The sequence below is a fragment of the Pseudoalteromonas sp. ATL1 genome (assembly GCF_058933015.1).
In genome coordinates, this window is record NZ_JBZYXL010000001.1 from 2,124,409 (window position 1) to 2,149,279 (window position 24,871).

The following is a 24,871-nucleotide window of genomic DNA, read 5'->3' on the forward strand; positions in this document are numbered from 1 at the left end:
ATTTAATACTAATCCGCAATAACAGTTAATTATTTAGAACAACTGAATCACGAAATTTTTGCCTCAAAATAGATCATTTAGTTAAGCGGATTGGCATAAGTTTGTCTGTGTTATCTCAATACATGATCAAGTAACTGTTTGCTTAGTCCAATCAACGCTTGACTGTCATTACTCGTACTGGCATAGGTTCTTAATCCATAAATGCCCATCACTAAAAACTGGGCTCTATCTTTAGCGCTAGGCTGAGCGCTTATTTCACCAGATGCTATCGCTTTACTTAACACGTTTTCTAATGATTGCTCAAAGGCACTTAAGTTGTTCGCCAAAACTTGGGTGACTTCATCGTCTTGCCCGTCTATCTCAGATAAGGTTTTAGTCAGTAAGCATACTTTGGTCGCTTCATTGCTAGCGCAAGGCTGTGCAATATCACTCAAAAAGGCATCTAGCGCAGTTCTTAAATTGCTATGCTTGGAAAAAAGCTGCTCAAATTGCGCGTTCTTATCCTTTTGGTATTGCTCAATTGACGCGAGCAAAAGCCCTTTCTTGTTTTTAAACGCACAATAAATTGAACCGGGATGCAGTCCAGTGGCTTCAGTTAATTTTTGCATGCTGGTTTTACTGTAGCCATATTGCATAAAAGCCGTCATGGCTTGTCGTAAAACGTGCTCTCTATCGAATTCTGCGCTTCTCATACGGGGGAGTTTAGTTGGTTTACTCAGAGGATCTTAACCTAATTTGATTGTTTATTCAAAAATACTTCTTGAACGTTTATTCAAGAATGTGTATCTTGAGCGTACATTCAAGAAAAAGACCTGTTCAGTGAACAATAGCGAGGATTTATGACAGCAGTTTTATTTGAGCAATATAAGCTCAACGACACACTCACGTTGAATAACCGTATTTTAATGGCGCCTTTAACTCGTTGTATGGCTGACGAGGGATTGGTACCGACGGACACAATGGCTTCGTATTATGCACGCAGAGCTGATTCAGGATTGATCATCAGCGAAGCAACAATTATTCGCCCTGACGGCCAAGGTTATCCAAATACGCCGGGGTTGTTCACACAAGCTCAAATTGATGGCTGGAAGAAAGTCACTACCGCCGTACACAATGCCGGTGGTAAAATTTTTGCTCAGCTTTGGCATGTTGGTCGTGTTGCTCACCCATACTTCTTTGGTGAAGGTGACGTGCTCGCACCTTCAGCGATTGGTGTTGAAGGCACAGTGCCAAGAATGCGCGATTTAACTTATCAAACACCAAAAGCGGCGTCAGTTGAAGAAATACAGCAATTAGTTGCTGATTACGCGACTGCCGCAAGAAACGCCATTGAGGCAGGATTTGATGGGGTAGAGATCCACGGTGCGAATGGCTATTTAATTGACCAATTCTTACATTATTCATCGAATCAACGTGATGATGAATATGGGCAAACCCCTGAAAACATGGCGCGTTTCGCGTTAGAGGTTGTTGATGCCGTGTCTGATGCAATTGGCGCGCAGCGCGTCGGTTTGCGTTTATCTCCTGGTGCATACTTCAATATGGAAGCCGATCACAGAGATAAAGCGGTATTTGATTATCTGTTAGCCAAGTTGAATTCACGTGAACTTGCATTTGTACATGTTGGCATTTTTGATGACAACATGCAGTTTGAGTATTTAGGCGGTCGCGTTTCTGATTATATGCGTAAGCGCTATGAAGGTACGCTGGTTGGGGTTGGTGGTTTTACGCCAGAAACGGCATCTCAAGCACTTGCTCAGCAACGCTTTGATTTAGTCGCAATTGGTCGTCCATTCATAGCAAATCCAGACTATATCAGCAAAGTAAAAAGCGAGGCGCCGTTGACGCAATACAGTGAAGAAATGCTCGCCGAATTAGTCTAAACAGCAAAATTGTATTTACCCATTAAGTACCACTAAGGGGGCGTAAGCCTCCTTTTTTATGTTTCACTTTTTCTTCGCACTTGCACACAAAGCATTACCCAATATCCCGTCTATACTCTAGAAGTCTGTCAAAGCTAAACCAATTTACTTTTTTGACCAATACTGGCGTATATCTAGGGCGGAGCATGCAAGAAGAATTACTTAACTCAGTTGTTAAACTCACTAAAACCCGCGATGTTGACTCTTTAGAGTCGAGCTTGCTCTCGACAATACACGAATTTATTGGTTGTCAGCAGGTTTGCATATATAAAGCAATCTCTTCGAAAGATACGCTTCATGTTGAACGGAACCTCAGGCTTAAAGTTGTTGATAATAAAAAATATGTTTGGTCTGAGAGCGACGAGTTAGAGCAGCCAAGTACGGAGTTAGTGTCTTGTTTGCAATCGGCCTGTACTATTACTGTTCAAAACAAAGATGGTATAGAAAAGCGTTGGGTACCCATAAAGTTTAGCGACCGTCCTGTTGGTGCAATTGCAATCGTTTCAAATAGCTTATCAAGCTCAGAGCAGGTTTTACTCAACGCATTTTGCTGTATTTATGAAAACTACCTAATCATCCTACATGAAAACGAAAGAGACAAACTAACCGGGCTTTTAAATCGTCAAACCTTCGATAAAAAGCTTAAGCAATTGATTGAAAAACAAGTAGTCAAACATCATAAAACGCTTAAGGCGGTGAAAAATACAAAAGAACATAAAGAAACCGTGTCGTGGCTTGCAATGCTCGATATTGACCATTTTAAGCAAGTGAACGACAACTATGGGCATGTATGCGGTGATGAAGTGCTACTCGTGCTTGCACAAACAATGGATAGTTTTTTCCGGCCAACCGACTTGCTATTTCGTTTTGGTGGCGAAGAATTTGTATTGGTATTTGAACCAGCCACGTTCGAAGACATCAAGTTATTACTCGACGAATTTATGCAATTAATACGCACGACGAAGTTTCCGTTTGTCAACGGATTAACCGTGAGTATTGGCATGTCGAAAATTGGCCCTTACGACTTCCCGATCCATGTTTTGGAAAATGCGGATAGAGCCCTCTATCATGCAAAGGCTCACGGCCGTGACAGGGTCTGTTTCTTTGATGATTTGGTTCAAGATGTAGATGATGCAAAGGGTGAGGATGGTTCGGGTGTTGACCTGTTTTAATCTATCATAAAGTTTGCAAATATCTTACACTGAACATTGGCCTATAACACTTATAAAATGCTACATTCTTCAGTCATTCTGAAGATAAATAGCTCTGAAAAACATCATGTTGCATATAATTCAATCGAACCGAATGGAAGTGCTGCAAGCACAGTTTCATACCTTGCTTAAAAGCGCGCCATTGAGCAGCGTATTCCAAAAAGAAGTGGTGTTAGTGCAATCTCCCGGCATGTCTCAATGGTTAAAAATTGGTTTGAGTAATGCGCTTGGCGTTGCTGCACAGGTTGATTTTCCACTACCTTCGAGCTTCATTTGGAAGTTATATCAACAGTTTTTACCTAATGTACCGAGTGAGTCGCCATACAATAAACCCAACATGGCGTGGAAACTCGTTTCAATTTTGCCTTCGTGTTTACAAGAGCCAAGTTATGCCCAGCTAAAGCAATATCTCCATAATGATAGCGACGGGCTTAAACAGTTTTCACTATGCGAAAAAATCGCCGACGTATTTGACCAATATTTGATGTATCGCCCTCATTGGTTAGATACGTGGGACAGCGGGCAAGATCAGCTCGATGATGTGGATGTTAACATTGCGCCATGGCAACCTGATTTATGGCGACGACTTGTTGAGCGCACTCAAACACTCGGTCAAAGCGACTATCACCGTGCTAATATGCATAAGCAGTTGATTTCGGCTTTGGAACACGCATCGAGTGATGAGCTGCCTGAGCGGATATGCATTTTTGGCTTGTCGGCGATGGCTTCCAGTCAACTTGAAGTATTTCAAGCACTCGCCAAAAAAACGACCGTATTGCTGTTTTTTTGCAATCCCAGTGAACATTACTGGGGCGACCTAGTCGATGAAAAAACACAAGCAAAAATCGCCGCTAAATACGCCAAAATGCCGGAAATTGATGCGCAGCAAAGCCAAGACGAATATTACATGGTGGGTAATCCTTTACTGTCTTCATGGGGAAAGTTGGGGCGTGACTACTTCGCACAACTGGTGCAATTAGATGCACAGTGGATAGATGGTTTTGTGGAAGACTTTGAGAACACCTTGCTTGGCCAAATTCAGCAAGAAATCTATCAACTAGCTTTTAAAGGCAAGTCATTAACAGCACAAAAAGAGTGGTTTATTAACGATGAAGGCAAGTTGCCCATCGCCCTTGAAGACACATCTGTGCAACTCCAAGATTGTCATACGCCACTGAGGGAGGTGGAGTGTTTACACGATCATCTCCTCAGTCTGTTTCACCAAGACCCTAGTCTCACCCCCAAAGACATCATTGTGATGATGCCGGATGTTGGCACCTATAGCCCGTACATCGAAGCGGTGTTTGGCTCAGCCACCGGTAAGCGCTTTATCCCTTATGCCTTGGCTGATTTATCCATCGAACAAGAAAAGCCAATATTGACCTCGTTTATCAGCTTGGTGAATTTACCATTTAGCCGCTTTGGTGTATCTGACATCCTCGATTTACTTGCCGTCGCCCCGATTGCCAGCCAGTTTAGTGTTGATGAACATGAGTTTACGCAGATGCGTTATTGGCTTGAGCAAGTTGGGGTAAAATGGGGGTTGGATGCAAAACACAAGCTAGATCATGATTTACCCGCCTTATCGCTGAATACATGGCAACATGGTTTAAATCGTTTGTTGTTGGGCGTGGCATCGGCGGATGAGCATACAGCGTTTGCAGATATTTATCCGGCTGATCTGGTAGAAGGTATGGCGGTGAATAGCTTGAGTAAACTGCTGTATTTCGTCAATACGCTTGCCAAGTTTAAGCAACGTCTGCAAGCGGATGCACGACTTGCTGAAAAAGCACAGTTACTCAGAGAAATGGTTGCGCAGTTTTACGATGCACAAGCTGAGCTGAGTTGGGATTTATTGACGCTAGAGAAGGTTATTGAGCAGTTACAAAAGCACGATGATAACAGCGATATGCAACAGCCTATTTCGCCTAAAGTACTTAGTTACTTGGTCAAACAAGGGATACAAGAAAAGGGAGTTGGTCAGCGCTTTTTGGTCGGGCCTGTTAACTTCTGCACCTTAATGCCGATGCGCGCAGTGCCTTTTAAAGTGGTTTGCCTACTTGGGCTAAATGATGCGGATTATCCGAGAACGGTGCAACCGATAGGTTTTGATTTAGTGCCGCATTCAAAAAGGCAAAAAGGTGACCGATCACGTAAATTTGATGATCGATATTTGTTTTTAGAAGCCTTGCTCAGTGCCCGTGAGCATTTTTATATCAGCTATATTGGACGTTCTTGCTATAACAACGAGCCGCAAATGCCTTCAGTATTGGTGAGTGAGCTGATGGAATATATTGATAGAAGCTTCTGTTATGACGACCATCAGACATTACCGTCCACGCATTTATTGCAAAAATCGACGCTACAGCCATTTAATCCAGTCAACTATCGCGATGATTCAAATAAGCAAAGCTTTAACCCTGTCTGGTTACCTAAATCACACAACATTGTTAAGGAAGCGCCGCGTTGCTTGGCGGTGGAGCTTGAACATGAGATTGAAATATCGCAGTTTTTGTTCACGGTGCTCGCGCCTCAACGCGCATTTTACACGCAAACGCTGGGCCTTCGTTTGCATCAATTGAGTGAACAAAGTAAAGATGAAGAGCCTTTTGCACTGGATACCCTTGAGCGATACCACTACCTAGATGAAATTTTAGAAAGCCAATTGCGTGGAGAAGAAATAAAGCTTGAGCAAATGATACAAAGAGGGCATTTACCTCAAGCGGCGGTGGGAGAAATTCAACTGGCTCGTTTGCAACAGCGTGTACAACCTATGATTGAGCGTTTACACAGTACCGTGACACAACAACGCATGCCGCAAGAAGTGCGAATTCAGCTAGGGGATTTTTCGCTGCTAGGTTGGTTAGATAAGCTTTATGAAAACAAACAGGTTTTTTATCGAAGCGCCAGCATAAAAGCAAAAGACAAAGTAAAGGGCTTTTTAATGCACTGTATTGCACAATGCTGTGACGAGCCTGTCCATACTCATATTTACGGTTTAGATGAGCAAGTAAGCTTCGCACCAATAGAGAAAGCGCAAGCGTGTGCACATTTAACGACTTGGCTGGAGTTCTATCAGCAGTGTTTAGCTCAGCCCATGCCGTTTTTTGTCAGTACCGCGTATGAGCTAGCATCAACGGGTGATATTAACAAAGCGGCCGCCAAGTTTAATGGCGGTCAATATATTGGATTTGGAGAAAGCGAAGACCCTTATGTTGCGCTTAATTTTAATAATTTAGACGCCATTAGTACTGAACTGCACGCTTTAAGTGACAAGCTACTTGCAAACATAGTGACACTGGCCGAGGAGCAGCGTTATGCAGATTCTTAAGCCTCAGAGCATGCCACTGCAGGGCGAAAACCTGATTGAAGCAAGTGCGGGAACCGGTAAAACTTATACTATCACGGGTTTGTATTTACGCTGCTTGCTGGGTTTACAGTTACCGCCAACGCAGCAAACACCCTTATCGGTTGAGCAAATCTTGGTGGTCACTTTTACAGAGGCGGCGACCCAAGAGATCAAAGATAGGGTCAGAAAGCGCATTGTGCTTGCGCGAGATGCGCTTTTAGGTGCGCCGTGTGATGATGAGTTAATCAACACGGTGTTGTCACAAGTGGCTGACACTCATCAAGCTTACACTTTGTTAGATGCTGCGGCTAAGTCGATTGATGAAGCCGCCATATTTACTATTCACGGCTTTTGTCAAAGAATGCTGAAGCAACATGCGTTTGAATCTAATGTAGCGTTTAACTTAGAGTTTGTGTTGGATGAATCTGAATTGATCTTAGAGGCCATCAAAGATCATTGGCGTAGTTTTGTTTATCCAATGGATAAAGACACGGCTCAGGCTGTGTTAGATCATTACTCTAGCCCTCACGCTTTAGCGAGCAAAGTAACAAAGTTGCTGGCAAAACAGCAGGCTAGCGTACAGCCAACGGTTGAATTATCCGATGTGTTTGCTGCTCGTGAACAGTATCAAACAAATGCTCAGAAATTTAAAAGCAAAGTATTAGAAAGCGACTTTTTTAGCGTTCTAGCCAACAGTGCGCTAGCTAAAAACAAAGCCCCCGGTCGCGTTGCTAACATTGAGGCTTTATATAATTATTGCCAAGATGAGCAATGGTATTTTGAGTTTGGCTCGTCAAAACACTCATTTGCACTGTGGTCAGAGGCATCACTGTCAAACACGGCTAACTACAAAAAAGGTGCCCAAGTGATCACGCACCCACTGCTTAGTGAATTTACGCAAATGGCGCACTTGCATGAACAGGTGAGTACGGGGCTGCCACTGGCTATTTTGCAATATAGTGCGCGCCAAGTGCGCCAATTATTGCAAGCCCATAAAGCGCAACATAGCTTGATCAGCCCAGATGACTTATTAAACCAATTGTATGATGCCTTACATTCACCGCAGGGCGAATTGTTACAAGGTAAAATTGCCGGTTTATTCCCTGTCGCCATGATTGACGAATTCCAAGATACTGACCCCGTTCAATATGGTATTTTTAATGCGATTTATGGTTCGCATGAGCACACCACTTTGACCATGATTGGTGATCCCAAACAGGCGATTTACGGGTTTCGCGGCGCGGATATTTTTACCTACATTTATGCGAAACAGCAGGTTTCTGAGCAAAATCAATATACCTTGTCGACCAATTTCCGCTCGGCAACGGGTGTGGTGAATGCTGTTAATGCCATTTTTTCTTCACACCAACACAGTTTTATTTATAACCAAGCGATCCCGTTTATACCGGTTTCGGCCAAGGGCAAAAGTGCAGAGTCTCAGTTTGTATATGAAACAGAAACTCGCGCTCCGTTGGTGTTAAGTGTACTGCAAGATGAGAGTCCAACCACCAGCAAAGCGGCAGCGCAGGCAAGGCTATCGGAGTCCTACGCCAATAAAATTGCGCTGCTGTTACACGCGGCCCGTCAGGGAGAGGCTAAAATTGGAAGCCAAGCTGTGCAGGCGGGTGATATTTGTGTGCTGGTGCGAGATAGAAATGAAGCGTCAGTGATTAAGTCGGCTTTAGGCGCATTGAACATTCCCAGTGTGTACTTAGCGCGCGAAAGTATATTTAATCAGACCGTTAGCCATGCAATTTTGAGCTTTTTAGAAGTGCTACACGGTAAGTATGACGAAGCGGCACTGCGAGGTATTTTAGTTAGCCCGTTGTTTGCGCTGGATTATGCGCAAGTGTATGAATTACGCACTCAAGAAGTACAGTGGCAAGCTTATCTCGATCAGTTTAGTGAGTTACAAAAGCTGTGGTACAAGCAAGGTGCCATGGCAATGTTGGAACAATTATTGGTGCAAAATGACTTGCCGCAACTTTGGCAGGCACAAGGTTATAACGTCGAGCGTTGGCTGACCGATTACAGGCACTTGGCGGAGTTACTGCAACAAAAACAAATAGAACTTGATGGTACTTTGCGGGTTATTCGTTGGTTGAGCGCACAATGCCAACAGGCCGTGCATGACAGCGCACAGGTTCGCTTAGAAAGTGATGCAGAGCTGGTTAAGATTGTGACCATGCATGCGTCAAAAGGCCTTGAGTATCCCATTGTGTATATGCCTTTTGCCAGCGGTTATCGAGAAGCCAGTGAAACGGTTTATCACAAGAATGACAAGTTGATCTACAACCTTGATCCCAACGATGATGATAAAGCTCTTGCAGAGCAAGAACGGTTAGCTGAGGATATTCGTCTACTTTATGTAGCGCTTACGCGCGCCATTTACTTTTGCGATGTTGGGCTCTATAACATTGCGGCTGGGCGAACTAAAAAGCCTGGGATCACGCAAACAGCCATTGGTTATGTGTTGTTTGGTAATCAAGCATTTCAAAGTGCTCAGCAATGGCACGACGCTTTGAGTGCGTTTTGCCAGGCAAACAACGATATTGCGCTGTGTTGGTTGAATGACGAACAGCCCAAGGCACACGCATTGCCTCGCGTACATGAAACAGAGCAAACACTGTCAGTAAAACCAATTACCACGCATATCGAACGAGATTGGCGCGCTACCAGCTTCAGTCAGTTAAGCTATCAAAGTCACAGCGATGAGCGGCCTTTGGGGGCGATTGATGAAAACCACCAGCTAGATTTACCCGAACACGATCAGGCTAATCAGCAACTCGTGCTTAATGCTTACACTTTTCCAAAAGGGGCTAAACCGGGTAGTTGTTTGCATGAGATTTTTGAGCAAATTGATTTCACACAGCCACGCAATCCGAACGTTGACATGCGGCCTTTGAGTGAAGTTGTCGAGCATAGCCTGAACAAATATCATATTGATGAACATTGGCAACCTTGCGTTGAGCAATGGATTGAGTCATGTTTGCAGTGTCCGTTGGACGAAAGTATCGGACTCAGTTTGGCTTGCCTCGGACCTCAAGATTGTTTGGTAGAAATGGAGTTCTATTTACCTTTAGAGCCGTTACATGCGCAGCAATTGAATCGCTTGGTTGCGAATATTACTGGTCAGCATAGCCAATTAGAGTTTGAACAAGTTAAGGGCTTACTCAAGGGTTTTATTGACTTGATTTTTGTCTATCAGGACAAATATTACATCCTGGATTACAAATCAAATTACCTCGGCGATAACGCGCAAGATTATCAAAATAACAACCTCAAAATGGCGATGGATGCACATCAATATCACCTGCAATATATGATTTATTCAGTTGCCTTACATCGACTCTTATCACAACGTTTGGTGGACTATGATCCTGAAATACATTTGGGCGGGGTGTACTACGTGTTTTTAAGAGCCATGGGGGATGGAGAAGGCGTGTATTTCAACCAGCTCACAATAGAGCAGTTACGCCAGCTTGACGCGCTGTTTTCACAAGGAAGCATGCTATGAGCCAGTTAGACTTGTTTGCCGACACGCCTGAGCGGATTTTTGACCACCAGGCCTTTATTGCGCTGTTATTGAGTGAGTCCAGAGTGCGTCATTCAGATGTGGCTCTCGCAAAATTACTAAACTTTCAAAAAATTGATAATCACTTTTATATTATTTTATTGTTATTGCGTGCTGAGCAGCAGCAACATAGTTGTTTATCAGCGCAAGATATTGATTGGTTAGACCCTTTTTTGTTAAAAGCGCTACAGCTTGAGTTAGATATCACCCCTTGGGATAAAAGTGAACCCGCAGTGATTTGGCGCTCACTCGCGGGACACCATGCAGTGGGTGAGGGGCAACCCTTGATACTCTTAGGTGATAAGCTTTATTTAGCGCGGCTTGCTAACTACGAAGCCTTGCTTGCAGAGCGCTTTCTCGCCATGCAAAGTCAACAATTAGTGATTGATGAATCACGCCTTGCGACTTTGTTGGAGGAGTATTTCCCAAGTACTGCTCAGCAGCTAGACTGGCAAAAAGTTGCTTGTGCGATGGCGGCGATCAGTGGCTTTTGTGTGATCACTGGCGGGCCGGGAACGGGTAAAACAACCACCGTTACTAAGCTACTTGCCATCTTACAATCTTTGTATAGCAAAGCGCCGTTAACCATTAAACTGGTTGCGCCAACGGGTAAAGCAGCGGCAAGACTGAGTGAATCTATTCTGGGCGCAAAAGCGAAATTGGGCCTCAGTGAAGAGCTCGGTGCATTAATACCAGAGCAAGCTCAAACCATTCACAGACTGCTTGGGGTGATCCCACAAAGTAACCAGTACCGACATAATCAGCACAATCCTTTGCATTTAGATTTATTGATCATAGATGAAGCCTCCATGGTGGATTTGTCGTTATTGGCTAAGTTGGTACAAGCTATGCCTAGTCATGCGAGGTTGATCTTACTTGGCGACAAAGATCAGCTTGCCTCCGTAGATACGGGTAGTGTATTGAGCGACTTATGTCAGGGGTTAACACTCGGGTGGCAGCCTAACTATAGCCGTGCGCTTTGCACGCGGTTAAATAATTTGTGTTTTGCGGGCCAAGCCGTTTTGCACGAGCAAGCGGATGATTTTATGCTGTCAGACAGCATCGCATTTTTACAAAAAAGCCACCGCTTTAATGAATTCAGTGGCATCGGTCAGTTAGCCATGGCAGTCAACAACAACGATAAAAAGCGCTTACAAGAAACGTTGGCTGGTGGGTTTGATGATATTGTTTTGCTACCACTGGATCAAACGCAATATCAGGCTTTAATTGAGCGCTGTGCGACACACTACAGTGCTTATCTTACACTTATGCAAAATGGTGCGTCGGCACAGGATATTCACAGTGCATTTGCACGTTTTCAATTATTGGCGGCTCTGAGAGAAGGGCCGTATGGTGTCGCACAGCTTAACAAGCGCATTGAGCAGGCCTTGTACACTATGGGACTAATCAAACCAAATGGTCGTCATTACGCAGGTCAGCCAATTATGATTGTTGAAAATGATTACCAGCTTAAGCTATTCAATGGTGATATTGGCATATTATTGCCTGATGAGCACGGACAACTCAAAGCAACATTTATTGATGAACAAGGCGGTTATCGCGCTTTTTATCCAGCACGTTTACCTTTGCACGACAATGTCTACGCTATGACGATACATAAATCTCAAGGTTCTGAATTTGCCCATACTGCGATGCTTTTGCCTCCTTTGCAACGCGCTTCTTCAGGCATTAACAGACAGCTTGTTTATACGGGGATCACGCGAGCAAAAGAAAAGTTTGAACTGGTTGCGCAAGAAAGGGTATTGCTTAATGCAATGTCTAAGAGCGTTTCTAGGTGTTCTGGTTTGAGGGGAAGGTTAACATGAAATTAATGAAAGGATAATATGTTGTTTTTTTGTTGCAGTTGACTATAGTTTTTAACGTAGACATGTTGTTGAAGCATGACACCTTCACTGTCTATTTCCCTATACATTCCAAAGCCCAGTAGGAATAGACGCCGCCATCGTGAAAACCATGGCGGCTTTTTTTAGGTCAATCGTTTGGCCGCGTTTCGTTTAAATATTGAAGTGCCAGTTGGCTGAGTGTTTTCACGCCAATGCTCAATGCTTGCTCATCAACAAAAAACAGAGGTGAATGATTGCTAGCTGCTGTATTTAAGTCTTGATCTTTTGGCGTTACCCCAAGCATGTAGAAAAAGCCCGGTGTTTCTAGCGCATAATATGAAAAATCTTCAGCACCGGTGATCAAGCTAAGCTCTTTCACGTTTTCGTTTCCCAGTATTCCAGTGAGAGTGGGAAGAGCATTGCGGGTAAGTATTGGGTTGTTGATGGTCACTGGATAGCCGTCGTTTATGGTGGTTTTCGCCTGCGCGCCAGCCGATTGAGCGACTAAGTCAGCGGTGTGTATTAAGCGCTTTTTAATATCCGCGCGCATATCTTGGTCAAAGGTGCGAATGGTGCCAATTAGCTCTACTTCGTCGGGAATAATATTAGAACGTATCCCACCATTTATTGCGCCAAATGAGAGAACAGAAGGAGCTTGCGTCACATCAACTTGTCTAGAAGCGATGGTTTGGGCTGACATCACAATTTGCGCTGCTGTGACTATGGGATCAACCCCCCGCCAAGGTCTTGAACCGTGGGTTTGTTTGCCTTTGACTTTAATTGAAAATGAGTCTTCACTTGCCATCATCGGGCCACTTCGGTAGCCAATTTGTCCCACTTTTAGCCTGCTTGTGGCGTGCAAGCCAAATATGGCTTCGGGCTTTTTATTTTTGAATAACCCTTCTTTGAGCATCAACTCGGCGCCTCCTTGTTCACCATCAGGGGCACCTTCCTCAGCAGGTTGAAATATAAACATTACTTCACCTGCAAGTTCAGATTGCCGTTCGCTGAGTAGCTTTGCGACCCCCATTAAAATAGCAACATGGGTATCGTGCCCACAGGCATGCATCACGCCAACTTGTTTGCCTTTATATTCGGTGATCTGTTTTGAAGCAAAGGGTAAATCGACTTGTTCTGTAACAGGTAACGCATCCATATCGGCGCGCAGTGCTATTAGCGGCCCGGGTTTCGCGCCTTTAAGCCTAGCGACGACACCGGTATGCGCAATCCCTGTTTGTACATCGAGTCCCATCTTTTGTAGATGAGAGGCGATATATTGCGCCGTTTTGTACTCACGATTACTGAGTTCTGGGTATTGGTGCAAATGTCTTCGCCATTTGATCACCTGCTGATCTAACTCATCCATTGATGTGATTGCTGTGGCTTGGCTGGGTTGACTACTCAACACCGCAGCAAAACAGGCTAAAGCACCGATTAAGCGCATGATGTTATTCCTTCGTATTTATTGTCTAAACAGACTAACACTTTACCTTGATCATTTTCTACGGTTATCAAAGTGAGGTGCAACTTACTTTCATTGACAATTTTTAACCAATATGGTTTAACAATTTAAAGTAAATACTTTAATGAGAGAAATTAATGAAATCCATGGAACAGCAATTGGTTACCTATGCGAAATATCATAGAGATAAGCGTAATATTGCGACTCACTTTATTGGCGTTCCTTTAATTGTCTTTGCCTTAGCATGGTTACTATATGTGCCTATTGTTACGCTCAATAACGTTACCGTAACTCCAGCGTTGGCTCTAACAATAACGGTGTGTGGTTACTACTTATCTCTGAATTTTCGTTTTGGTGCGCTAATGAGCGTGCTCTTCGCATTATGTTACACGGTCGCAAAACAATGCTATTTAAGCTGGCAATTCACCGATATGTGGTTTTATCTCACGGGTGCTGGGTTGTTTTTTCTGGGGTGGGTCATCCAGTTTGTGGGCCATTATTATGAGGGGAAAAAGCCAGCATTTGTAGACGATATTATGGGTTTGTTGATAGGGCCACTGTTTGTAACTGTTGAATTGTTATTTTTAATTGGTTTACAAAAAGATCTAGAAAAGCAAATTGTGGAACAGGCAGGGCAGTACAGGTAAAGACAGGCATAAAACCTGCCTTTGCCTCAAAAATGATTAAATGGTCATGCGTGTTTCTAGTTTGTGGCCTTTAATAATCGTAATATCTTGACTGTTGAGCCTTAATTTGCCGTTATTTGTTTCGATCAGGTAGCCAAGTTCAGGGAAATCAACACCACCCGCATCAGTGAGCTGTTTACGAGCTCGATGGACCATAATATTCATATGGTTCATCTGAACACCCAAAGCCTTAATCAAGTCTTCTCGATATATCCAGCCTTGTTCTTCAAGTTCCAAGCCGTCATCTTTATCCTGAATGCGTAAGCGTGCTAACAGTAGCAATAAGTAATGATGGGTGCGGACTCCAAGGTCAATCACTTGACCATTTAATTCAACAGCCAGCTGGGTTGTTTCTTCATCTTGGCTTACCGAAAATGATAGACCACAAGGTTTGACCGTTGGTTGGTTGTCTAAATGCTTGGTCATTGCAGCCTTTCCCGCGCAATAAAATACCCATTGGCGATTGAACGCACTGAGTAACCCACCATCGATGAGTGCTTGTCTATCACTTGTATTTAAATCTTCTAAAAACCAATAACTTAACATCGAATCATAATAGATGATATGGGTAGGATTCTCTTCGTCAGGCAGCAAGAGTTGGTCCGATACTTCGATGACTTTTGATTCTTCGTCTTGAGATACAAGGTATTGGCATTGAGTGCTTAAGTTTGCCACAACAAATGAATTTTGCCCTGGTGCAGCGAAATCTATTTTGTCATTTTCACACAGTTGATAAGGCAAGTTTTTATCGATTTTTTTGTCGTTTATCCACGTGCCATTCGTGCTTACATCTCTGAGAAGCCATTTGTCATGAGAGAGTTCGATAATTGCGTGATGGCGTGACACACCGGGTTGGTCAATCAGGGTATCAACATTGAACTTATAACGGCCTACGGTATGGTAGCTTTTTAAGTAAACTTTGCTGAGTCTTTGTTCGTCAATAAGATAAGCCATTATATGTCCTTACATTCTCATAGGTGTGTTCGAAAAGCGTTCGTTGTCAAATTGTGAAAATAGGCATCAATCAGTTTGTTAAAAGCGATTGCCTATGTGCCTGTTAAAAATGGTTTTTCCCTAATGTTCCTTAACAAGCCATTCAAACACAAGTTAAATATATTACTGAGTATTTTAGAAAATTCTGCGTTGTAAGCCAATTACATCACATTACAAAATTAATAAAAATCCCGCCTTGCGCATTATTGCAAAATAAACCATATTTCATACATGATTTGCTGGTGGTCTCCGTGAGGGTTAAGTGAGTGAATTTAAAAAAATGAACACCGTAAAATTAACTGGTGTTTACAGTTTCTGCGATCATTTTGACTCAGAGCGCTTAACGTTAGATTCTAGCGCGCTGAAAATTGTCACTGATTTTACAAGGCGTGTTCCGCAAGTGATCTTAAAAGATGTCGATATAGATCATGCTCTATACATGATGATTAATGGTCATGTGAGGTCCAAGCTGGTCATCGACCATGATGATACTTTTTTAGGTGTTGTGAATTCGAAAGACTTAACAGGCAGAAAGGTGCTCAGCACGGCGCAAAAGCGCAGCCAGTCTCGCAATGATCTTACCGTAGAAGATTTAATGACCGCCAAATCAGATTTACATGCGATTGCATACAGTGCGGTAAAAGAGGCCAAAATAGGTGATGTACTTGAAACACTGAAGGAAATTGGTCAACAGCATGTATTGCTAGTGAATAAGCATGGTGGGTTGAGAGGCATGATCTCAGCAAGTGATATTGCAAGAGCGCTGCATATTCCGGTTAATATTTTTAACAAAGCACATTCTTTCAAAGAGATTTTTGCCATTATTCACGGCCATGAGGAAATGACCGCCTAACCTAACGCAAGATGTGGGCAGCACATCTTGCGCTAATTTATCCGCTTATGCCTACGGTTTGTTTTTGATTAGAAAATCTAACGCCCCTTCAATAGCCGCAACTTGTCCATCAATACAGTTTTGAGGCGTGGCGGCCTGACCGTCTGGATAAACCTCTGTGGTGGTGACATAGGGCGCATCAGTCATGCCCATACATAAGCCCAAAGCGGTGCCATCGTAATTAATCACGCCAAATTGCTCGAGTGGTACACCAATTAGCTTGTTATTTTCATCGGCGGGTGCGATTTGTGTCACGCTGGATACGTGCTCAATAATGGCTTGTTGAAATTCGGCTTGTGGTTTTTGTGTATGTCCAACGAGATAAAAGCCATCAGGGATATTCCAATTATCGTGTGTTACGCCGTCTCTTGCTGCCAATGCTGGTCTAAATTCGGTGTTATCGGTATCGGTTGTTTCATGCAAATCAACGTGGCATAAAATGTCACACTCAAGAGAATGCACGTATTGCATTGCAAAACGCGCTTCATTGGCGGGAGAGTTCTCATAGAAAGAGCGGTTTGGGTCAATCGCATTTGGATTCCAGCGATTAATGGTTTCGTAGCCCCAAGGGCTGATGCAAGGCAGTATGAGCAAATTGAAATGTTCGCTATATTTGAGCGTGTTATTTTTCGCAAAAGCAAGTGCCCCATGCACACCACTGGTTTCGTAGCCATGCACGCCACCCGTTACTAATACGGTCGCTTTGCTGCTATCCCAAGCTTTTGTTTTTATGGCAAAAAGAGGGTATTTTGCAGAGCTATATTCCAGCGTGGCGTATTGCTCGACTATCAAGTGTTCAGGAAGACTTTGAATTTTCGTTACGACATCTTGCTGGTAGCTTCGTGTGATATGTTGTTGTTCGAGCCACTGTAATTTATGTTCATCTTGCCAAGGGCTGTTAGCTTTTCCTATCGGATAAAGGTGTGACATTTTGACCTCTGAGCGCGTTAAAATGTCATCCTAAATTTTTTACGGCAACTGTGCAAATGGCTAAGACAGATAGCCAAATTTTCTTAATTTAAGCTCTTGATAACGGGTGAATTGAAAGCTTAAAAAGTAAATGCTGCCGTTATTGTGATGCACGTGGGTTACGCTAATCGCACATATTTTTTTAATTTTAATATCTGAAATTTCTTCGACAGGAATGTATTTTCTTTGCCCTAATAGGGTGATGTAGCATAAGCCATTGTTACAAAAGCTCACCATCCGTTTGCCACTAATTGTCATCAGTAAGTTCACGTTTACGCAAGTGATGGCAATAATCAACAACACAAATGTGCTGTGAGTCAGTGCCTCGTAACCCTGCCTATTTGCATAAGTTGCCGTTAAAAACGATAGAAATGTCACAAACCCAACAAATGCATAAAAAGCAACGTTTGCTTGAAGCTTAAATTCTTTCATGGCTTAACTACTCTGGTATTAAACTGATACTAATTGCTTGATATTTTATTGTGATAAAGTGGATAAAATATGGAGATCACACGAGTTCGTCATACGAACTCAAGATAAGTAGCTAAATGCAGAAAAGGGGGTTAGTAGATGCTGATAGGTGCTCAGTGAGCTTAGCTTTTTAACGCAGCAGCTGCTCTAGCTCTCGATGTAAAACGTCATCGTCACCGAGATTAAGCTCAATAAGGCGTTTCAGATGTGTGACACTGTCTAAATCAATTTGGCTGCAATGAATACCAATATGGTCAGCCTCAATATGACGTACTTCACCTTCCATCGATATGACGATTTCGCTATCAGGTAGATGAATTTTGATGCTGGCTGATTCGTCTCTTAACGGCACATAACCAATGGGGTGCGAAATCAAAACGCCTTTGAGAGAAAGATCGATCACTTGGCAGCTGTAATCACCACTGGCTGTCATTAACAACGCTGGTGTAGAAAAAAGCACGCGGGTAAATTGTCTTCTGTCTTTCATGCTTGCTCCTTTATGGATCGACTAATGTTAAGCATAGTTGCTAAGCACTCGCAATACCAAATAAAAAGCCCCGAATTATCGGGGCTTAGCAGGCAAGTTTTAGCCAATTTTTTTGTATTTAATACGTTTTGGCTCGGCAGCATCAGCGCCGTATGTTTTCTTCAACCACTCTTCATATTCTGTGTAGTTACCGTCGAAGAAGTTAACTTGTCCTTCGTCACGGTAATCAAGGATATGCGTTGCAATGCGGTCTAAGAACCAACGGTCGTGGGAAATACACATTACGCAACCAGGGAACTCTAAAATTGCGTTTTCTAGCGCGCGCAGCGTTTCAACGTCTAAGTCGTTGGTAGGCTCATCCAGAAGGATCACGTTGCCGCCTGCTTTTAACAGTTTGGCTAAGTGCAAACGGTTGCGCTCACCACCTGACAACTCTTTAACAAACTTTTGCTGGTCGTTACCTTTGAAGTTAAAGCGGCCAACGTAAGCGCGGCTTGGGATCTCAAAGTTACCAATTTTCAGAATATCTTGGCCATCTGAAATTTCTTGGAATACCGTATTGTTTTCACCCATGTTGTCGCGGAACTGTTCAACGGTTGCAAGTTCAACGGTATCACCAATGACAATCTCACCGCCAGTTGGTTGCTCTTGACCACTTAGCATTTTGAAAAGGGTTGATTTACCCGCGCCGTTTGCACCGATAATACCGACGATTGCGCCTTTAGGAACGCTGAAACTTAAATCGTCTATAAGGACACGATCACCAAAACTCTTATTCAAGTTACTTACTTCAATAACTTTATCACCTAGGCGAGGACCTGGTGGAATAAACAGCTCGTTGGTTTCGTTACGCTTTTGATAGTCGGTTTGCTGCATCTCAGTAAATTGAGCCATACGTGCTTTTGACTTAGCTTGACGGCCTTTCGGGTTTGAACGTACCCATTCAAGCTCTTTCTCGATTGATTTTTGACGTGCTTTTTCAGACTTTTCTTCTTGTTTCAAACGCGCATCTTTTTGTTCTAACCAAGAAGAGTAGTTGCCTTCCCAAGGAATACCGTGACCTCGGTCAAGCTCTAAGATCCAGCCTGCAACGTTATCAAGGAAATAACGGTCGTGGGTAATTGCCACTACAGTGCCTTCGTAATCATGCAAGAAGCGCTCTAACCAAGCTACAGATTCAGCATCCAAGTGGTTGGTTGGTTCGTCAAGTAGCAGCATATCTGGCTTTTCTAATAATAAACGACAGATAGCAACACGGCGGCGTTCACCCCCTGATAGGTGTTCAATTTTTGCGTCCCATTCAGGTAAACGTAACGCGTCTGCTGCACGCTCTAGCACGTTGTCAATGTTGTGACCGTCGTGTGCTTGAATAATTGCTTCAAGTTGACCTTGCTCTTTTGCCAGTGCATCAAAGTCAGCATCTTCCATTGCGTATTCAGCATAAACTTCATCTAAACGCGCTAGCGCATTTTTTACTTCGCTAACGGCTTCTTCTACTGTTTCACGAACCGTTTTGCTTTCATCAAGCACAGGTTCCTGTGGAAGATAACCAATTTTTGTACCAGGCTGTGGGCGCGCTTCGCCCTCAAATTCTTTATCAATACCCGCCATAATGCGTAGTAATGTTGATTTACCCGCACCATTCAAACCCAAAACACCGATTTTAGCGCCTGGGAAAAAGCATAGAGAAATATCTTTTAGGATGGTTCTTTTAGGTGGCACAACTTTGCTCACCCTAGACATCGTATAAATATATTGAGCCATGAGGTTCCAATTTTGATTATGTTATTTGGCGTTATTTTAGTGAAAGCAGCGCGTTGGGGCAATGTTTTAACAAAATAACTATGACTAAAGGGTGAGTGTTATTTTGGCTTTTAGTTACATCCTATTATTTAACAAATGTGTATTACCTGTATGTTTTATGTGCACGTATGAATTTTCTCATTAAAACTAAGTAAGGTGATAAATGTAGGTCATATTTGACCTGTTTCGGGCGCAAGAAAACGGTAAGATTAGCTTACATTGAGAACAATTGTTTAGAGGAATTGTAAATAATCAAGCTTGCTCAATATCGGTGGATTATAGTCCGAACAACCCGTTCAATCGCTTTACTTTTCGCGATAACTATCAACAAGCCTTTAATGAGTGGATTATTTTGTCAATATTCAAGGTATTTTGAATCGCAACTCTATGGAATAGAGAGTGTGGGGCAATCTTTCTTGGTGTTGTATGGCGTTCTCTTCAGTTGTGCTTTCTCGCTGAACATACTTATTTTGCATAGCCTCGCAATGAGCAGTCAAAGGTATCCAGCGGTGATTCAATATATTAAGAAATTAAAAGGAACCGTAATGAAACAATCACCTGTCAACTCTGGACGTATTTTTACCCCAAGAAAAACCCCTCGTGGTGGAGAAATATTGCGCTATGCACGCAATTTGAGAGGGTTTACGCAAGCAGAGTCTGCCGCCAGCTATGGCATTGAAGAGCGTACTTTAAGGCGCTGGGAAAATAGAGAGTTTGATCCGCGCTGGAACGATGTGATCAGCCTAGTTGAAGACGTATACCTATTAGATATTTTAGAAGTAATGGCGAAAATTAATCATGACGACACACATAACAATTAAGCAAGTGCGTACTGCACTGAAGCGTTGGGGTAACTTCTGGCGCGCTAGAGAGTTTGGTAAAGGGTTTCGAACTACTTCAATCAGTGATGTGAATGGTAAACCGACCGGCGGTAGTACAGGGGCTGACGCCATGTCGGTTCCAAAAGAAATTGAGTTAGTAACTCAGCTTATTGCGGCTTTAAGGCCTGAGTGTATCCGTGCAATACGGGCGCGTTATTTAATGACCGGCACTTTAACTGAAGCGGCAAAATTAGTTGGGTTTGACTCGAAACGTTCAGCAGAATTTTGGCTAGTCAAAGCTGAACGGAGTTTGTTGGTCGAGTTTTCGGCCAACCTTAACAGTGTATAAGGAGTCGCTATGTCGCTGATGATCACGGTCGAACAGATCAAAAAACATGAAGGGTACAAACAGTACCCTTATTATTGTACGGGAGGAAAGTTAACCATAGGTTATGGACGCAACTTAGATGATAACGGCGTCGATGAAGAAGAAGCGGAGCAGCTACTGGCTAAGGATGTACAAGAGGCCAAAGCGGGCGTAAAGCGTCGCATTGATGTGAGTAAGTGTAATGAAGCGCGCCTTGCTGTACTCGTTAATATGGCATTTAACTTGGGCTTAAGTGGTCTAATGGGCTTTAAAAAGATGCTTCATCATGTTGAGTGTGGCAATTATGAGCAAGCTGCACTGGAAATGCTCAATAGTCGCTGGGCAAATCAAGTTCCCAATCGTGCCAACGAATTAGCAAAGCAAATGCTAACAGGGGAGTGGCAGTGATGGGACTACTTGCAAAGTTATTTAGTACAACAACCCAAGATCCCATTCAAACGGTTGGGAATATTTTGGACGAACTCTTCACTAGTGAGGAAGAGGTGCTTAAGCAAGATCTATTAAAGGCCCGTTTGGTCGCAAAATCTGCCGAGGTGCAAGCGCAAATTAATGCAATGAGTGCGTCACATCGTAGTGTATTTGTTGCCGGGGCAAGGCCTTTTTTGCTTTGGGTATGTGGCTTTGGCTTTTTATTCTCATTCGTGGTTAATCCAATTTTACAGTGGCTATGGCCAGAAATAGGTGCCCCTAAACTCCCTTTAGAAGTCATGCTAGAGCTGACGCTTGGCATGCTAGGGCTCGCGGGGTTAAGAACGGTAGAGAAAATTAACGGAGTTGCTAAGTGAGTCAACCAGAACATTGGCAAATGAAGAAGGAACTCAATTTAGCCCACATTATTACCACGGTTACATTGTTAGTATCGGGAATACTTTATTTGAGCGATTTGGATAAACGGATCACTACCAACACCCAAGAGCTGACGCATCTAAAGCAGATCCGCAATGAAGACCAAAAACGCATTGAAAAACGATTAGATTCAATCGACAAGAAGCTTGATACCTTACTTGGCAGCAACCCTCGCAGCAATTAAGTACAAGTTTTCTATTCACCACTAAACACATTCTAAGCACCATTTTGCGTGCTGCCATTCTGAGCAAACCAAGCTGAGCCGTTATCAGCTATGTCCTAAGGAGTTACCTGTGAACAATGCAATTGAGCTATCACGCTTGGCCAAGCCAGATGTGATTGAAGATTTAAGTTATGACGTTATATATCAACAAATGTACGATGCGCTGCTTGAAGCAGAACCTGATTACACGCCATTGGTGTCAGATCCAGCCATTAAATTGTTAGAAATTTCGGCAATGCGAGAGCTTTTGCTCCGTCAGCGAATAAATGATGCAGCGCGCTCGGTGATGGTGGCCTATGCCAATAACAACGACCTTGACCACTTAGGCGTGCTTTTTGGCGTTGAACGAGCAGAGGGCGAGAGCGATGAGCGTTATCGGGCACGTATTCCACTATCGCTAGAAAGCCACAGTATGGCAGGTACCATGGGTGCATATGAATACCATACCATGGCAGCGTCACCCGAAGTGAGAGATGTGCATGTGTATTCCAGCCAACCAGGCTATGTGGATGTAAAAGTATTGCCAGAGCAAAATGCACAGGCTGATCCACTGATTGAACAAGTACGCACTTACTTAAATGATGACGATATTCGCCCGCTAACAGACTATGTGCAAGTGCACAAAGTTGAACCGAAACAATACCAAATAAAAGCCCAAGTGCATTTGCATGAAATTGCTGATGAAGGGCGAGTAAAAGCACAAATAAACAGCGCGCTTGCCGCTTTTGTTCGTGAACATTATCGGCTTGGCCAAGAAGTGCCGCATTCAGGCATTATTGATACCTTGCATCAAGCGGGTGTCAGAAAGGTGAAATTAACCTCGCCAGTTGATGATATTCACTGTGCACAGGACGAAGCCGCGGTGGCAAGTGTGATTGACATTGAATACTTTTAGGAGCTGTAGATGACTGAAAAAAAAACATTTGTCTCCTTGCTACCACCGAACGGCAGTTCATTTGAGCAAGCACTGGAAAAAGCATCGACCTTTGAACCGCGCAAATCGATACCTGATCATGTGGCTAAACACTGGGACCCAAACACTTGTCCTGAGCAGTTACTACCCTGGCTCGCTTGGAGTTTGTCAGTCGATGAGTGGGATGAAGCATGGCCTTCTGACGCAAAACGCGCTTTGATCCAAAACTCTGTCGCTATTCACAAGCACAAGGGGACAGTCGGCTCAGTAAAGCAAGCACTTAAATCACTGGGTGTGGTGATGGAGTTTTTTGAGTGGTTTGAAGATGTGCACGACTCCTCTTTGGTGCCAGTGCACAGTAAAGAGCCGAATACCTTCACCTTTATTACTTGGGCCAATGAGCAGGTATATACCAGCGAGCAAATATCGCTTTCAAAGGAGTTGTACGAAGCAATAGAGCGCGTCACTACACATACTAAGCCACAGCGAGCACATTTTAAATTTTTGGTTGGTGCTAAGTTAGATTTAGGCATAAAGGTCGCAACCACCACCAGTGGCTTGCAGGTTGGGCGGATCAACTACGACACCATTCCTGTTAAAGCGGCACCAAGTGCAATTACCGCAGGGCTGACGACGGCAAGCTTAGGTCGCTATGCAGTCAACCGACAAAGAGGTTCAACCAAAGCTGTTGAAGCACGATTGCAAGACAGCTTAGCGCTGGGTGTGCACCTTAATAATCAACGCCATTCTGTCGGGCGTTTTTACATGCGAAGCAATCAAAAGCTGCCAGCAGGATGTTATTACTTGCAATCGGAGTTAGCGCTCGGCGGCCACATTAGCAATCGTCGTTATAGTGTCGGGCGTTTCTATTTCAGCACTGATGTCGACAATCCAACTCAAAACTAGCTAAGTCAACGGAGCTGGCTGCCCTTTAGGGTAAAGCTTAAAACCAAATTTGATTTTGTGAGCCAAGCACGCGCTTGGTGCACAAACATCTAGCCAAGTAGTTATCTTGGGCAAACATGCCAGTCGGTTTTGCTTACACACAGCCTAGCGGCACATCAATAGAGGTGTAATTTACCACGCTTAATGCCAGTAACTGCTTAAATTCTATAGAAATAAGGAGTGTGTGCAGTGAGCACAATTTTACGGCCAACGATTACCACCGCCGGATTAGAGGCGGTGTTTAATTCAGACAAAAATGGCTTCCAAGCCAAAATTAACAAAATCGGTTTAGGTACAGGCAATTACACCCCTGATCAAAGCCGAAGTGCGTTACAAGCGGAAGTGCATCGAATTTCCGTCGCCAGCGGTGAAGACAAAGGCAACGCGCAAATTCACATGAGTGTGATTGACGACACGGACAACAACTTTTGGGTCAATGAAGTCGGTTTTTATCTAGAAGATGGCACCTTGTTTGCGGTGTACTCAAACCCCGATAAACCCATTGCTTACAAGTCAGCCGAAGTTGATTTACTACTTGCATTTGACTTAGTGCTAACGGGCGTACCCGCAGACTCAATCACGGTGATTGACCAAGGCGTTAACCTCAATATTTTAATTGCCCCCGAGCTTGCCAAACTAGGCGCGGCGCAAATTGGCAATATGGTGCGTCATCTTAAACAAAAGTTCGCGTTAATGGACGCGGGTGTACTTTAAATAAAATTTGTATCAAAAGTGAGAGGAAGGATATAGATGCAGAATACTCAAATATATAGAGCTGACGACTCAAAAAAAGGGCAAAACGAGCAAGGTGCTGAAAGTATTTGTCATCAGTGTGTGCCGCTAACGTCTACAGTTGCACTTAAACAAGCGAAACAAGCCCAACAAGTGGCTGCGCTAAGTGCTGCGCGTAGTCATGCCTATCAGGTTGAAGCGGATGGTCTTGCAATCAAGTACCTTGCTATGTTGGCTCAACATGGCGAGTGCCATGAGTATACAGCTAATGCCAAAACTGCTTGGTTAAAAGCGCGTGAGACCATTCAAGCGAGATATCCCAAAAACTAGCTTTAGATAC

The 24,871-nt window shown here is 43.5% G+C and carries 23 protein-coding genes; 16 read left to right on the forward strand and 7 right to left on the reverse strand.

What is annotated here, in order from left to right; genetic code table 11:
- Positions 1-110: 110 nt before the first annotated feature.
- The gene (locus AC5FX4_RS09610) at positions 111-692 is read right to left on the reverse strand and encodes a TetR/AcrR family transcriptional regulator (protein ID WP_493606188.1); all 582 of its coding nucleotides are present in this window, start codon (positions 690-692) and stop codon (positions 111-113) included.
- Between the two features lie 147 nt (positions 693-839).
- Between AC5FX4_RS09610 and AC5FX4_RS09615 the strand changes: the two genes are divergently transcribed.
- The 5 genes from AC5FX4_RS09615 to recD all read left to right on the forward strand — a co-directional run bounded on the left by AC5FX4_RS09615 (position 840) and on the right by recD (position 11,882).
- The gene (locus tag AC5FX4_RS09615) at positions 840-1,883 is read left to right on the forward strand and encodes an alkene reductase (protein WP_493606189.1); all 1,044 of its coding nucleotides are present in this window, start codon (positions 840-842) and stop codon (positions 1,881-1,883) included.
- 185 nt (positions 1,884-2,068) lie between these two features.
- Entirely contained in the window at positions 2,069-3,094 is a 1,026-nt protein-coding gene (locus tag AC5FX4_RS09620; protein ID WP_493606190.1) for a GGDEF domain-containing protein, read from the forward strand.
- 106 nt (positions 3,095-3,200) lie between these two features.
- On the forward strand, positions 3,201-6,464 hold the full coding sequence (gene recC, locus AC5FX4_RS09625; RefSeq protein ID WP_493606191.1) for an exodeoxyribonuclease V subunit gamma: 3,264 nt from the start codon (positions 3,201-3,203) through the stop codon (positions 6,462-6,464).
- Positions 6,451-9,999, forward strand: a complete 3,549-nt coding sequence (recB, locus tag AC5FX4_RS09630) for an exodeoxyribonuclease V subunit beta (RefSeq protein ID WP_493606192.1) — start codon at positions 6,451-6,453, stop codon at positions 9,997-9,999. The genes recC and recB overlap by 14 nt, the downstream gene beginning before the upstream one ends.
- Complete coding sequence (gene recD, locus AC5FX4_RS09635; protein ID WP_493606193.1) at positions 9,996-11,882, forward strand: exodeoxyribonuclease V subunit alpha; 1,887 nt, start codon at positions 9,996-9,998, stop codon at positions 11,880-11,882. Before recB ends, recD begins: the two co-directional genes overlap by 4 nt.
- Positions 11,883-12,048: 166 nt before the next feature.
- Here the strand turns inward: recD and AC5FX4_RS09640 are convergent, their stop codons facing one another.
- Positions 12,049-13,344 (reverse strand): amidohydrolase, encoded by a 1,296-nt coding sequence (locus AC5FX4_RS09640; protein WP_493606194.1) that lies wholly within the window; start codon positions 13,342-13,344, stop codon positions 12,049-12,051.
- A 155-nt stretch (positions 13,345-13,499) separates the two neighbouring features.
- On the opposite strand from AC5FX4_RS09640, the gene AC5FX4_RS09645 reads away from it, so the two are divergent.
- On the forward strand, positions 13,500-14,009 hold the full coding sequence (locus AC5FX4_RS09645; RefSeq protein ID WP_493606195.1) for an Mpo1 family 2-hydroxy fatty acid dioxygenase: 510 nt from the start codon (positions 13,500-13,502) through the stop codon (positions 14,007-14,009).
- Positions 14,010-14,045: 36 nt separating this feature from the next.
- Here the strand turns inward: AC5FX4_RS09645 and AC5FX4_RS09650 are convergent, their stop codons facing one another.
- The gene (locus tag AC5FX4_RS09650) at positions 14,046-15,002 is read right to left on the reverse strand and encodes an FHA domain-containing protein (RefSeq protein WP_493606196.1); all 957 of its coding nucleotides are present in this window, start codon (positions 15,000-15,002) and stop codon (positions 14,046-14,048) included.
- 319 nt (positions 15,003-15,321) lie between these two features.
- On the opposite strand from AC5FX4_RS09650, the gene AC5FX4_RS09655 reads away from it, so the two are divergent.
- Entirely contained in the window at positions 15,322-15,894 is a 573-nt protein-coding gene (locus tag AC5FX4_RS09655; protein WP_493606197.1) for a CBS domain-containing protein, read from the forward strand.
- Between the two features lie 51 nt (positions 15,895-15,945).
- Here AC5FX4_RS09655 and AC5FX4_RS09660 read toward each other — a convergent pair whose 3' ends face one another.
- The 4 genes from AC5FX4_RS09660 to ettA form a co-directional block, all read right to left on the reverse strand.
- Complete coding sequence (locus tag AC5FX4_RS09660) at positions 15,946-16,863, reverse strand: M14 family metallopeptidase (protein WP_493606198.1); 918 nt, start codon at positions 16,861-16,863, stop codon at positions 15,946-15,948.
- Between the two features lie 60 nt (positions 16,864-16,923).
- Positions 16,924-17,334 carry a hypothetical protein gene (locus AC5FX4_RS09665; protein WP_493606199.1) on the reverse strand — a complete coding sequence of 137 codons (411 nt, stop codon included), beginning with the start codon at positions 17,332-17,334 and terminating at the stop codon, positions 16,924-16,926.
- 169 nt (positions 17,335-17,503) lie between these two features.
- Positions 17,504-17,860 carry a PilZ domain-containing protein gene (locus AC5FX4_RS09670; protein ID WP_493606200.1) on the reverse strand — a complete coding sequence of 119 codons (357 nt, stop codon included), beginning with the start codon at positions 17,858-17,860 and terminating at the stop codon, positions 17,504-17,506.
- Between the two features lie 99 nt (positions 17,861-17,959).
- Positions 17,960-19,624, reverse strand: a complete 1,665-nt coding sequence (gene ettA, locus AC5FX4_RS09675) for an energy-dependent translational throttle protein EttA (RefSeq protein WP_493606201.1) — start codon at positions 19,622-19,624, stop codon at positions 17,960-17,962.
- 584 nt (positions 19,625-20,208) lie between these two features.
- Between ettA and AC5FX4_RS09680 the strand changes: the two genes are divergently transcribed.
- The 9 genes from AC5FX4_RS09680 (at position 20,209) to AC5FX4_RS09720 (ending at position 24,861) form a co-directional block, all read left to right on the forward strand.
- Positions 20,209-20,484 carry a helix-turn-helix domain-containing protein gene (locus tag AC5FX4_RS09680; RefSeq protein ID WP_493606202.1) on the forward strand — a complete coding sequence of 92 codons (276 nt, stop codon included), beginning with the start codon at positions 20,209-20,211 and terminating at the stop codon, positions 20,482-20,484.
- Positions 20,462-20,833, forward strand: coding sequence for a hypothetical protein (locus AC5FX4_RS09685; protein WP_493606203.1), 372 nt, complete (start codon positions 20,462-20,464; stop codon positions 20,831-20,833). The genes AC5FX4_RS09680 and AC5FX4_RS09685 overlap by 23 nt, the downstream gene beginning before the upstream one ends.
- Before the next feature lie 9 nt (positions 20,834-20,842).
- On the forward strand, positions 20,843-21,259 hold the full coding sequence (locus AC5FX4_RS09690; protein ID WP_493606204.1) for a glycoside hydrolase family protein: 417 nt from the start codon (positions 20,843-20,845) through the stop codon (positions 21,257-21,259).
- Positions 21,259-21,657, forward strand: coding sequence for a 3TM-type holin (locus tag AC5FX4_RS09695; protein ID WP_493606205.1), 399 nt, complete (start codon positions 21,259-21,261; stop codon positions 21,655-21,657). The genes AC5FX4_RS09690 and AC5FX4_RS09695 overlap by 1 nt, the downstream gene beginning before the upstream one ends.
- Complete coding sequence (locus AC5FX4_RS09700) at positions 21,654-21,902, forward strand: hypothetical protein (RefSeq protein WP_493606206.1); 249 nt, start codon at positions 21,654-21,656, stop codon at positions 21,900-21,902. Before AC5FX4_RS09695 ends, AC5FX4_RS09700 begins: the two co-directional genes overlap by 4 nt.
- A 109-nt stretch (positions 21,903-22,011) precedes the next feature.
- The gene (locus tag AC5FX4_RS09705) at positions 22,012-22,836 is read left to right on the forward strand and encodes a baseplate assembly protein (protein WP_493606207.1); all 825 of its coding nucleotides are present in this window, start codon (positions 22,012-22,014) and stop codon (positions 22,834-22,836) included.
- Between the two features lie 9 nt (positions 22,837-22,845).
- Positions 22,846-23,760, forward strand: a complete 915-nt coding sequence (locus tag AC5FX4_RS09710) for a phage tail protein I (RefSeq protein ID WP_493606208.1) — start codon at positions 22,846-22,848, stop codon at positions 23,758-23,760.
- Positions 23,761-23,988: 228 nt separating this feature from the next.
- A complete protein-coding gene (locus tag AC5FX4_RS09715; RefSeq protein WP_493606209.1) occupies positions 23,989-24,513 on the forward strand; it encodes a phage tail-collar fiber domain-containing protein in 525 nt (174 codons plus the stop codon).
- A gap of 36 nt (positions 24,514-24,549) precedes the next feature.
- Positions 24,550-24,861: a hypothetical protein gene (locus AC5FX4_RS09720; protein WP_493606210.1), complete on the forward strand. Its 312-nt coding sequence runs from the start codon at positions 24,550-24,552 to the stop codon at positions 24,859-24,861.
- Positions 24,862-24,871 lie beyond the last annotated feature (10 nt).

What these genes read in the sequence shown, in the direction of transcription:
- AC5FX4_RS09665 (WP_493606199.1), bottom strand. Translation starts at nt 17,334, where the DNA reads ATGAAAGAATTTAAGCTTCAAGCAAACGTTGCTTTTTATGCATTTGTT.
- AC5FX4_RS09615 (WP_493606189.1), top strand. Translation starts at nt 840, where the DNA reads ATGACAGCAGTTTTATTTGAGCAATATAAGCTCAACGACACACTCACG.
- AC5FX4_RS09670 (WP_493606200.1), bottom strand. Translation starts at nt 17,860, where the DNA reads ATGAAAGACAGAAGACAATTTACCCGCGTGCTTTTTTCTACACCAGCG.
- AC5FX4_RS09620 (WP_493606190.1), top strand. Translation starts at nt 2,069, where the DNA reads ATGCAAGAAGAATTACTTAACTCAGTTGTTAAACTCACTAAAACCCGC.
- recC (WP_493606191.1), top strand. Translation starts at nt 3,201, where the DNA reads ATGTTGCATATAATTCAATCGAACCGAATGGAAGTGCTGCAAGCACAG.
- ettA (WP_493606201.1), bottom strand. Translation starts at nt 19,624, where the DNA reads ATGGCTCAATATATTTATACGATGTCTAGGGTGAGCAAAGTTGTGCCA.
- AC5FX4_RS09610 (WP_493606188.1), bottom strand. Translation starts at nt 692, where the DNA reads ATGAGAAGCGCAGAATTCGATAGAGAGCACGTTTTACGACAAGCCATG.
- AC5FX4_RS09660 (WP_493606198.1), bottom strand. Translation starts at nt 16,863, where the DNA reads ATGTCACACCTTTATCCGATAGGAAAAGCTAACAGCCCTTGGCAAGAT.
- recB (WP_493606192.1), top strand. Translation starts at nt 6,451, where the DNA reads ATGCAGATTCTTAAGCCTCAGAGCATGCCACTGCAGGGCGAAAACCTG.
- AC5FX4_RS09690 (WP_493606204.1), top strand. Translation starts at nt 20,843, where the DNA reads ATGTCGCTGATGATCACGGTCGAACAGATCAAAAAACATGAAGGGTAC.
- AC5FX4_RS09720 (WP_493606210.1), top strand. Translation starts at nt 24,550, where the DNA reads ATGCAGAATACTCAAATATATAGAGCTGACGACTCAAAAAAAGGGCAA.
- recD (WP_493606193.1), top strand. Translation starts at nt 9,996, where the DNA reads ATGAGCCAGTTAGACTTGTTTGCCGACACGCCTGAGCGGATTTTTGAC.
- AC5FX4_RS09645 (WP_493606195.1), top strand. Translation starts at nt 13,500, where the DNA reads ATGAAATCCATGGAACAGCAATTGGTTACCTATGCGAAATATCATAGA.
- AC5FX4_RS09650 (WP_493606196.1), bottom strand. Translation starts at nt 15,002, where the DNA reads ATGGCTTATCTTATTGACGAACAAAGACTCAGCAAAGTTTACTTAAAA.
- AC5FX4_RS09680 (WP_493606202.1), top strand. Translation starts at nt 20,209, where the DNA reads ATGAAACAATCACCTGTCAACTCTGGACGTATTTTTACCCCAAGAAAA.
- AC5FX4_RS09695 (WP_493606205.1), top strand. Translation starts at nt 21,259, where the DNA reads ATGGGACTACTTGCAAAGTTATTTAGTACAACAACCCAAGATCCCATT.
- AC5FX4_RS09640 (WP_493606194.1), bottom strand. Translation starts at nt 13,344, where the DNA reads ATGCGCTTAATCGGTGCTTTAGCCTGTTTTGCTGCGGTGTTGAGTAGT.
- AC5FX4_RS09710 (WP_493606208.1), top strand. Translation starts at nt 22,846, where the DNA reads ATGACTGAAAAAAAAACATTTGTCTCCTTGCTACCACCGAACGGCAGT.
- AC5FX4_RS09655 (WP_493606197.1), top strand. Translation starts at nt 15,322, where the DNA reads ATGAACACCGTAAAATTAACTGGTGTTTACAGTTTCTGCGATCATTTT.
- AC5FX4_RS09685 (WP_493606203.1), top strand. Translation starts at nt 20,462, where the DNA reads ATGACGACACACATAACAATTAAGCAAGTGCGTACTGCACTGAAGCGT.